This window comes from Achromobacter sp. DMS1 (assembly GCF_001270295.1).
In genome coordinates, this window is record NZ_LHSJ01000255.1 from 6147 (window position 1) to 11795 (window position 5649).

The following is a 5649-nucleotide window of genomic DNA, read 5'->3' on the forward strand; positions in this document are numbered from 1 at the left end:
GATCCGGGCGCGACGCGCCGGATCCGCACGGGCTGCCCGGCGCCTTGCCCTTCGCCGCCCGCATCCAACGATTCGTGCAGGCCTGGCCCACGGTGACGGCGCGCCTGGAAGGGCGCACCGTCACGCAGGCGGACCTGCGCTACCCCAATGGTTTCGCCCTGGCGCTGGCCCCGTTGCCCGCGTCGGAAACCCAATCCAAATCCACACCCAAACCCAAGAAACGCTAACGCCATGACCCGTGACATCAAGGACCTTATCGTCGCCCTCGATATCGGCACCAGCAAGGTGGTGGCTGTGGTGGCTGAAATCCTGCCTGAAGGCCGATTCGAAGTGCTGGGCCTGGGCCAGCACGAGTCGCGCGGAATGCGCAAGGGCGTGGTCGTCAATATCGAGACCACGGTGAATTCCATCCAGCGCGCGCTCGAAGAAGCCGAGCTGATGGCGGATTGCAAGATCCGCGACGTTTACACCGGCATTGCCGGCAGCCACATCCGCAGCTTCAACTCCAGCGGCATGGTGGCCGTGAAAGACAAGGAAGTCACCGCCACCGACGTCGCCCGCGTGATCGAGACCGCCAAGGCGGTGAACATTCCCACCGACCAGCAGGTGCTGCACGTGCTGACGCAGGAATTCATCGTCGATGGCCAGGAAGACATCCGCGAGCCCATCGGCATGAGCGGGCTGCGCCTGGAAGTGCGCGTGCACATCGTGACCGGCGCGGTCAGCGCGGCCCAGAACATCGTGAAGTGCGTGCGCCGCTGCGGCCTGGAAGTGCAGGACCTGATCCTGCAGCCGCTGGCCTCCAGCCTGGCGGTGCTCACGGCCGACGAGAAGGAGCTGGGCGTGGTGCTGGTCGACATCGGCGGCGGCACTACCGACGTGGCGATCTTCACCGGCGGCGCCATCCGGCACACCGCCGTGCTGCCGATCGCCGGCGACCAGATCACCAACGACATCGCGGCCATGCTGCGCACGCCCACGCCGGACGCCGAGGAAATCAAGCTGCGCTACGGCGTGGCCAAGCAGGTGCTGGCCAGCCCGGACGAGTCGGTCGAAGTGCCCGGCCTGGGCGACCGTGGTCCGCGCCAGGTCAAGCGCCAGGCGCTGGGCGCCGTGATCGAGCCGCGCGTCGAGGAGCTGTTCACCCTGGTGCAGCAGGTCGTGCGCGATTCGGGCTACGAAGACCTGCTGGCGTCGGGCGTGGTGCTCACCGGCGGCTCGGCGCAGCTGCCCGGCATGGTGGAGCTGGCCGAGGACGTGTTCCTCAAGCCGGTGCGGGTGGCGGTGCCCGACTACGAAGGCAGCCTGGCCGACGTGATGCGCAATCCGCGCTTCTCGACCGTGATGGGGCTGCTGCAGGAAGCGCGCATGCAGCGCGTGCGGGGCCGCAAGGTGGCCGCGCAGACGGGCAACTTCAAGAGCCTGCTCGCGCGCATGAAGGAGTGGTTCATGAATTGAGTGGGGAGGCGGGTTGGGGCCCGCTTCCTGGCCCGCACGGCGGCGGTATCGCCGGACGGGCCGCAAGGGGAGGCGTCTCACACGTGTTGCGGGCCAGGCCGGCAACGTGTTTGAGGCGATTCACAAAAAATAGGTTGTTGGGGAATTTTGTGATTTGCAAATCGGACTTGTGAGGGAGTCATCATGATGAACTTTGAGATGCTTGAGAACACCACCAAAGGGACCGTTATCAAGGTCGTTGGTGTCGGGGGCGCGGGCGGCAACGCCGTCGCGCACATGATCCGCAGCGGCGTGAGCGGCGTGGACTTCATCTGCGCCAATACGGACGCGCAGGCGCTGGCGGCGACCAATGCGCCGGTGCAGATCCGCCTGGGCCGCACCGGCCTGGGCGCGGGCGCCAAGCCCGAGCAAGGCCGCGCCTCGGCCGAAACGGCGCGCGAGGAAATCCGCGCGGCGCTCAACGGCGCGCACATGGTGTTCATTACCGCCGGCATGGGCGGCGGCACCGGCACGGGCGCCGGCCCCGTCGTGGCCGAAGTGGCCAAGGAGCTGGGCATCCTGACCGTCGGCGTGGTCACCAAGCCTTTTTCCTTCGAAGGCACGAAGCGCCTGAAGATGGCCGAGGACGGCATCGCCGAACTGGGCAAGCACGTGCACTCGCTCATCGTGGTGCTCAACGAGAACCTCTATGAGCTGATGGACGAGGACGCGACCCAGGAAGACTGCTTCCGCGCCGCGGACGATATCCTGCACAACGCCTGCGCCGGCATTGCCGAGATCATCAACGTCGAAGGCAATGTGAACGTCGACTTCGAAGACGTGAAGACCATCATGGGCGAGCAGGGCCAGGCCATGATGGGCACCGCCACGGCTTCGGGCGCCGACCGCGCCCGCGTGGCCGCCGAACATGCCATCGCGTGCCCGCTGCTCGAAGGCGTGGATCTCAACGGCGCCCGCGGCGTGCTGGTCAACATCACCGCCAGCCGCTCGCTGAAGATGCGCGAAACGCGCGAAATCATGGAAACGATCCGCAGCTACGCTTCGGACGACGCCACCGTGATCTTCGGCACCGCCTACGACGAGTCCATGGGCGAGAACCTGCGCGTGACCGTCGTCGCCACCGGCCTGGGCCGCGCCCAGTCGCGTCCGCAACTCGTGCAGAACACCGCCGAGGCGCTGCGCACCGGCACCGACAACCTGGCCATGGACATGATGCCGTCCACGCAAGGCGACTACCGCAACCTGGACATGCCCTCGGTGATGCGCAACCCGCGCAGCCAGGCATCGGCCCAGGTGCGCGCGCTGGAAAGCTCGGGCATGGACCACTTCGACATTCCGGCTTTCCTGCGCAAGCAGGCGGATTGAACCTGGAGCCCGATCCGGGCTCTAACCTTGCTCCCTCATCTCCGGTCCGCCTGTCCCCGCGGGCGGACCGGAGGCGGAGAGGTCTGTTTTCTTCATGCAAGAAAACAGGGACGGTTTTTTCGGCCAAATCCGCCGCCTCGATGGCGCCCGGATGCGGACAGCGTTACAATAGTTCGGTTATGGCGGCAATTTTCCAGCCATTTTGCCGGCTTCTGACTCAAATTCCAGATCATGTTCCGACAGCGCAGCATACAGAATCTCGTCCGCACGACAGGCGTCGGCGTCCATTCCGGACGGCGGGTCGAGCTGACGCTGCGTCCGGCACAACCCAATACCGGCATCGTTTTCCACCGCGTCGACCTGCCTGAAGTGGTCGACCTGCCCGCACAGGCCGAAGGCGTGGGCGATACGCGCATGGCCTCGGTGCTGCAGAAGGGCAACGTACGCGTTTCCACGGTCGAGCACCTCATGTCGGCGCTGGCCGGCCTGGGCATCGACAACCTGCACGTCGACCTGACGGCCGAAGAAGTGCCCATCATGGACGGCAGCGCCGCCACGTTCGTCTACCTGCTGCGCTCGGCGGGCATCGTGGAGCAGAACGCGCCCAAGCGCTTCATCCGGGTGCTCAAGCCCGTCGAGGTGCGCGAAGGCGAGGGCCGCAACGAGAAATGGGCGCGCCTGGAGCCGCACGAAGGCTTCGCGCTGGCCTTTTCCATCGACTTCCGCCATCCGGCCATCGACTCCACGGCCAATTTCGCCGAGATCGACTTCGCCACTCATTCGTACGTGCGCGAGATCGCCCGCGCCCGCACCTTCGGCTTCGTGAACGAGGTCGAGGCGCTGCGTTCCATGGGCCTGGCGCGCGGCGGCAGTCTGGACAACGCCATCGTCATGGACGAATACCGCGTCCTCAACAGCGACGGGCTGCGCTACGACGACGAATTCGTGAAGCACAAGATCCTGGACGCCATCGGCGACCTGTACCTGCTGGGCAAACCTCTGGTTGCCCGGTATGTGGCCTGCAAATCGGGCCACGGCCTGAACAACCAGCTCGCGCGCGCCCTGCTGGCGCAACGCGACGCCTGGGAACTCGTCACCTACGACTCGCAGGCCGAGGCGCCGCAGGCGTTCCGCCACGAGTGGAAGCTCGCCTGACCCGCTGATCTGAGGTCCGGCCGGGCCTTCCCAGCCGCGGCTCCCGCTGGTTTCGGGCTTCACGGGTTTCAGCCTGCCTGCCGAACGCCCGGCCTCCAATGGCCGAGGGCCGTGGCGGCGGACGGCATCCGCACGATACGCGGACGCATCCCGCCAGGCGCCGGATACCGGCCGGCGCTCCGCCATTCGGCTCTTGCTGGTTTCGCTTCGTTTCCCCGGGTGCCGGACGGCGCGCAATGACGTTATAGTCAGCCAGACCTGTGATGCCTGAGCAGGCGCGCGACGGCGTCGGCCAGCGGGCCGGGCCGCAGCCGCTCCTGCAGTTCCTCGAAGGCGTGGAGCGCGGTTTCGTCCAGGGGCTGCGCCTCTTTGGGCGGCGGCGGCTGGCGCATGCCGGGCTTGGGCAGGCCGGCTTGTACCTTCACGGCGATTTCGCTAAGGTTCCAGCCTCGGTCGGTGAGCGCCTGCGCGATGCGCGGGGCGAGCTGCCGCAGCTTGGCCGCGTGCGCCGCCGTGGGCACCACGAGCTGCAGGCGCTGGTTTTCCAGCCTGGCCACCTGGCACACGGAACCCAGCGGCGCGGGCAGCACGGCCGCCACCGCGTATTGAATCTGTAGATGCTTGCGGGCGGTCGCCAGCACGCCGGCGCCCCGCGAGTCATGACCCAGCCATCCCAGGGCGGTATCTTCGCCGCGCCGGCTGGCATTGGAACGTTGACGGTATGAAGCGGGTCTATTCATGCCGGCTGCAAGACATAGGATGTGAACCTTGAAAATAGTCATTATGCACGCCCGGGACGGGCGGGCCGGGAGTTTCACTCTCGGCGGGGCCAGGCTGGCCCTTTTCATGGGGGCCGCACTCGTTACCGCAGCCATCGCCGGCGCCGCCGTCCAGCGCTATCTGAGTCCCATGCTGCCGCAGGTGCACGCCGTGGGCTGGCCGCTGGCGCAGCAGCCCGCCCGCGATGCCGACTTCCTGCGCGAGAGCATGAACCTGCTGGCCGCCAAGGTGGGCGCCTTGCAGGCCAGGCTGGTCAGCATCGACGGGCTGGGGCAGCGCGTCGCCCGCGCGGCGGGCGTGGCCTATACCGACCCGGAACTGGCCACCCAGATCGCGACGGGGCCCCAGGCCGCCATTGCGGCCGGCCAGCCCGAGGCCACTCAGGTCATGGACGACCTCTTTACCGACCATCCGCCTCCCAGCGCCGCCTCGGCCGAGGCGCTGGGCCGCCAGCTCGACGAGATCCAGGCGCGCCTGGCCCAGCAGGCCGACAATCTCAAGCTGCTGGACGCGGCGCTCACCCGGCGGTCGGCCGACCAGGCGCGCATGCCCACCGCGATGCCGATTACCGACTATCCCTACCTCAGTTCGTCCTACGGCTGGCGGCGCAATCCGGTGACGGGCCGCACCGCCATGCACGAGGGCCTGGATTTCGCCGCGCCGCCCGGCACGCCCATCCTGGCCGCCTCGGGCGGCGTGGTGCTGGAAGCGAAATTCCACCCCGGCTACGGCAACCTGGTCGAGATCGACCATGGCGACGGGCTCATCACGCGCTATGCCCATGCCTCCACGCTGCTGGTCCGGCAGGGCGAGCTGGTCGAGCGGGGCCAGCCCGTGGCGCGGGTCGGCAGCTCGGGCCGCTCCACCGGTCCGCACCTGCATTTCGAGGTC

5 protein-coding genes and 1 pseudogene are annotated in these 5649 nt (G+C 67.6%); 5 read left to right on the top strand and 1 reads right to left on the bottom strand.

Translation table 11 applies throughout. The features are described from left to right. The 4 genes and pseudogenes from AD428_RS21615 to lpxC form a co-directional block, all read left to right on the top strand. A pseudogene (locus tag AD428_RS21615) lies at positions 1–227 on the top strand (cell division protein FtsQ/DivIB); the annotation flags it as partial. A 4-nt stretch (positions 228–231) separates the two neighbouring features. Further along, entirely contained in the window at positions 232–1458 is a 1227-nt protein-coding gene (gene ftsA / locus AD428_RS21620; protein WP_053246548.1) for a cell division protein FtsA, read from the top strand. Between the two features lie 183 nt (positions 1459–1641). Then, positions 1642–2823: a cell division protein FtsZ gene (ftsZ, locus tag AD428_RS21625; protein ID WP_053246549.1), complete on the top strand. Its 1182-nt coding sequence runs from the start codon at positions 1642–1644 to the stop codon at positions 2821–2823. A 231-nt stretch (positions 2824–3054) separates the two neighbouring features. Beyond that, complete coding sequence (gene lpxC, locus AD428_RS21630) at positions 3055–3978, top strand: UDP-3-O-acyl-N-acetylglucosamine deacetylase (RefSeq protein ID WP_053246550.1); 924 nt, start codon at positions 3055–3057, stop codon at positions 3976–3978. Between the two features lie 248 nt (positions 3979–4226). On the opposite strand, the gene AD428_RS21635 is transcribed toward lpxC, so the two are convergent. Then, entirely contained in the window at positions 4227–4718 is a 492-nt protein-coding gene (locus AD428_RS21635) for a flagellar hook-length control protein FliK (RefSeq protein WP_053246551.1), read from the bottom strand. Positions 4719–4761: 43 nt separating this feature from the next. Between AD428_RS21635 and AD428_RS21640 the strand changes: the two genes are divergently transcribed. Then, on the top strand, positions 4762–5649 hold an 888-nt coding region (locus tag AD428_RS21640), incomplete at its 3' end, for a M23 family metallopeptidase (RefSeq protein ID WP_053246552.1).